Annotated in this window: 2 protein-coding genes; both read right to left on the bottom strand. The window is 64.5% G+C overall.

Translation table 11 applies throughout. The features are described 5' to 3' along the window. Positions 1-108: 108 nt before the first annotated feature. Complete coding sequence (locus ABFE16_02700; GenBank protein ID MEN6344182.1) at positions 109-348, bottom strand: hypothetical protein; 240 nt, start codon at positions 346-348, stop codon at positions 109-111. A 6-nt stretch (positions 349-354) separates the two neighbouring features. Then, positions 355-2,427, bottom strand: coding sequence for a ferrous iron transport protein B (gene feoB, locus ABFE16_02695; protein ID MEN6344181.1), 2,073 nt, complete (start codon positions 2,425-2,427; stop codon positions 355-357). Positions 2,428-2,465: the final 38 nt, after the last annotated feature.

The raw sequence follows: 2,465 nt of genomic DNA, 5'->3' as shown, positions 1-2,465 counted from the left end.
TGGCGGCGATACGCTTTTGTGAAGGCCAACCGCCACCCCGCGCCCCCGACTGAACACCCACCGATACTACCGCCCCATACCACTTACCCTACTTTCACAACCTTGATGCTAAAACCGATGCTCCTGCTCCACGGCGCCGTGCTCTGACTCACCCTCAGCTTGCGGCTTTCCGCCTCCACCGGCTTCGGAACACTCGGGATCCCCTACCTGCCCACAGGATCTGCGCTGCGGGCAGGCCGCACAGCAGGCCGGAATCCGCCGCTGCACCACCACTCCATACAGCCGCCACAGCAACCATCCCGCCGCAAGGACGACCGCGATCACTACCACAACCTGATCAGCACCCATCCTCCATCACCTCAGTCCCAGGAACAGGCCCAGGCTGTGAACGACGAAGGCGACCGTCCACGCCAGAACACAGGTGTACGCTACCGTAAAGGCCGCCCACTTCCACGTCCCCGTTTCCCGCCAGATGACGACCACGCTCGACATGCAGGGGATGTACAGCAGGATGAACACCATCAGCGTATAGGCGGTCAGTGGCGAGAAGTGCGGGTCTGTGCGCAGCGCCTCGCGCAGGTCGCTGCCGGCCTTTTCGCCCCCACCCAGGCTGTAGGCCGTTGCCAGGGTTGACACGAACACTTCCTTGGCCCCCAGACCGGCGATCAGTGCCACCGTTGTCTGCCAGTCAAACCCCAGCGGCCGCATCACCGGCTCGATGGTCTTCCCCACACGGCCCGCGAAGCTGTGCTCGAGGGTCACAGCCCCGACTTGCTGCTGCGTCAGACCGACCAGATCCGACGCCTCCGGCCGCGGGTAGCTCATCAGGAACCACATTACCACGGCGAAGGCCAGGATCACCGTCCCTGCCTTCTTCACGTACATCCAGGCCCGCTCCCACACGTGAATCGCGACCCCCTTCACCGTCGGCATCCGGTAGGGAGGCAGTTCCATCACGAAGGGCGTCGTGGGGCCCTTCAGCAGCACCGACCGGAAGAGCCAAGCCATCACCATCGCCAGCACCACGCCCAGGGCGTAGATCGAGAAGATCACCTTCCCGGCTGCCGAGGCCGGGAAGAAGGCGCCGGCCAGGAGGATGTAGACCGGAAGCCTCGCCCCGCAGCTCATCAGCGGCACCACCAGGATCGTCACGATCCGGTCCCGGGTCTCACTGAGCGTGCGCGTGGCCATCACCGCAGGAACGTTGCACCCGAAGCCCACCAGCATCGGGATGAAGCTCTTGCCGTGAAGCCCGACGCGGTGCATGATCCGGTCCACCACGAAGGCCGCACGTGCCATATAGCCGCTGTCCTCAAACAAGGAGATTGCCAAGAACAGCAGCGCGATGTTGGGCACGAAGACCAGCACGCCTCCGACGCCGCTGATCACGCCGTCCACCAGCAGCGACCGCAGATCGCCCACGGGCAGCGCCTGTGACACCGCTTGTCCCAGGGCAGTGAACCCAGTCTCGATCCAGCCCATTGGCGGCGCCCCAAGGCGGAAGACCATCTCGAACATCGCCCACATCAGAAGAACGAAGATGGGCAGACCCAACACCCGGCTCACCACATAGCGGTCGACCGCGTCCGACCAGTCCCGTCGGGAACGAGTCCCCTGGCGCATCGCCTCGCGCACTGCGCCCGAGATGAACCCGTAGCGTCGGTCCGCAAGAGCGATCTCCGCGTCGTCCCCAACCACCTCGTTGATGTGGAGCCGGGCCCGATCCACCAGCCCGAACAGCGCATGGTCGGCCCCGATTCGGTCTCCCAGATGCTTGCGCACCACCGCGTCGCCTTCGAGCAGCTTCACCGCTACCCAGTGCGGGCTCAGCGTCCCCAGGTCCACGACGGAGGCCAGCGCGTGCGCAATCTCCTGCAGGTGCTCCTCCAGCTCTGGACCATAGGTCAGGTGACGTCGCGGACGTCTTCGCTCCTCTGCCACCTGTATGACGGTCTCCAGCAGCTCCTCCAGACCCTTGCGCTTGGCTGCCACCACAGGCACCGCCGGAACCCCAAGCAGCCCGGCGAGCAGGTCATAGTCGATCCGCTTCCCCTCGTTCTCGACGACATCCATCATGTTGAGTGCCACCACGAGAGGCTGCTCAAGCTCCAGGAACTGCGTCGTCAGGTAGAGGTTCCGTTCGAGGTTCGAGGCGTCGACCACGTCGATGACCACATCCGGCTGCTCGTCCACCACGAAGTCACGAGCCACCAGTTCCTCCGCCGAGTACGCGGTCAGGCTGTAGGTGCCGGGGAGGTCGACTATGTGCAGATCGTACCCGTTGTACTGCCGCAGGCCCTCCTTGCGCTCCACCGTCACGCCCGGGTAGTTGCCGACGTGCTGATGGCCCCCTGTCAGCTCGTTGAACAGGGTCGTCTTCCCCGCATTGGGGTTACCTGCAAGACCTATGACAATCCGCTTACTCACGGGCCGCTCCATCGGAGGCCGATGTCTCCATCACCGGC

Source organism: Armatimonadia bacterium (genome assembly GCA_039679385.1).
Taxonomy (GTDB): Bacteria; Armatimonadota; Zipacnadia; order Zipacnadales; family JABUFB01; genus JAJFTQ01.
This window is presented reverse-complemented; position numbering and strand designations above follow the sequence as displayed.

Excerpts from the sequence above, each read along its gene's own strand:
- ABFE16_02700 (MEN6344182.1), bottom strand. The coding sequence starts at position 348 with ATGGGTGCTGATCAGGTTGTGGTAGTGATCGCGGTCGTCCTTGCGGCG.